Source organism: Streptomyces sp. NPDC000229, from assembly GCF_040300825.1.
Classification (GTDB): Bacteria; Actinomycetota; Actinomycetes; order Streptomycetales; family Streptomycetaceae; genus Streptomyces.
In genome coordinates this window covers 1-1211 of sequence record NZ_JBEPEL010000169.1, presented here as the reverse complement: position 1 = coordinate 1211, position 1211 = coordinate 1, and the positions used below count along the sequence as shown (strand labels likewise).

The 1211-nt window shown below is 70.7% G+C and carries 1 protein-coding gene; it reads left to right on the top strand.

Features of this window, described 5'->3' with window-relative positions; all coding sequences use genetic code 11:
* Window positions 1-160: 160 nt before the first annotated feature.
* Window positions 161-1211: SCO0930 family lipoprotein (locus ABT360_RS35300; RefSeq protein WP_351825848.1), on the top strand; the 1051-nt coding region annotated here is incomplete at its 3' end.

Here is a 1211-nt window from a genome sequence, read left to right as displayed (position 1 = left end):
GCCGACCACCTCGATGAAGTCGGGATCGGTTCCGCGTTGCGTCCGGGCGTCGAGGAGCTTGGCGTAGAACTCCGCCAGGGCCTCGGGTTCGGCGCGTACATAGGGCCATGAACGGCGCACCTGGGCGTCGCCAAAGTACCTCAATACAACGGGAGTTGACATGAAGACCTGGCGGAACGCCTCGCTCGCGCTGTCCGCGGCGGCCGTGCTCGCGCTGACGACGGCGTGCGGTCAGGACAAGGGTGACCAAGCCCCCGCGGGATCGGTCGGCGCCGCCGCACCGGCGGGCGCGCCCGCCGACAACGGCGCCGGCTACGGCTCGGGCGCGGGTTACGGATCCGGTGCGGGTTCCGGGGGGCAGGAGGCGGCCGCCGCCAAGCCGGCCGGTCAGCTCGCCATTTGGGACAGCAAGGAGCTCGGCAAGGTCGTCACCGACAGCGAGGGCCTCACGCTCTACCGCTTCGACAAGGACACGCCGAACCCGCCCAAGTCCACCTGCGAGGGCGACTGCGCGAAGGCCTGGCCCATCGTGCCCGCCGAGGGCGCCAAGCCCCCGGCCGGTGTCGACGCCTCGCTCATGGGAGAGGTGACCCGCGCCGACGGCACCAAGCAACTCACCATCGACGGCTGGCCGATGTACCGGTACGTCAAGGACAGCAAGCCCGGCGACACCAAGGGCCAGGGCGTGGGCGGCACGTGGTTCGCGGCCGCCCCCGACGGCAAGAAGGCAGCCCTCTCGGGCGGCGGCGACGAGGGGGCCGCCGAGGACGAGGGCGCCGCCGACGAGGGGGCGGCCGAGGACCAGGGCGGCGGCGAGGACGCGGGCGCGCCGGCCGACCTGGCCGGCCTGTCCGTCCGCAAGGACCCCAAGCTCGGTGAGATCGTGGTGGACAAGAACGGTATGACGGTCTACCGGTTCGAGAAGGACTCGGCGTGGCCCATGAAGACCGCCTGCACCGACGACTGCCTCAAGAAGTGGCCGGTCGTCGAGCCGGTCGACAAGAACGACACCGAGGGCATCTCGCTGAAGGGGTACACCGTGTTCAACCGCCCCGACGGCATCAAGCAGCAGACCATCGACTGCTGGCCCCTCTACACCTTCGCGGGCGACAAGAAGCCCGGACGGGGAACCGCTCACGCCGAACTGGAAGCACCTGCCGATCGGCTACCACGGCCGCTCCGGCACGGTCGTCGTCTCCGGCACGAACATC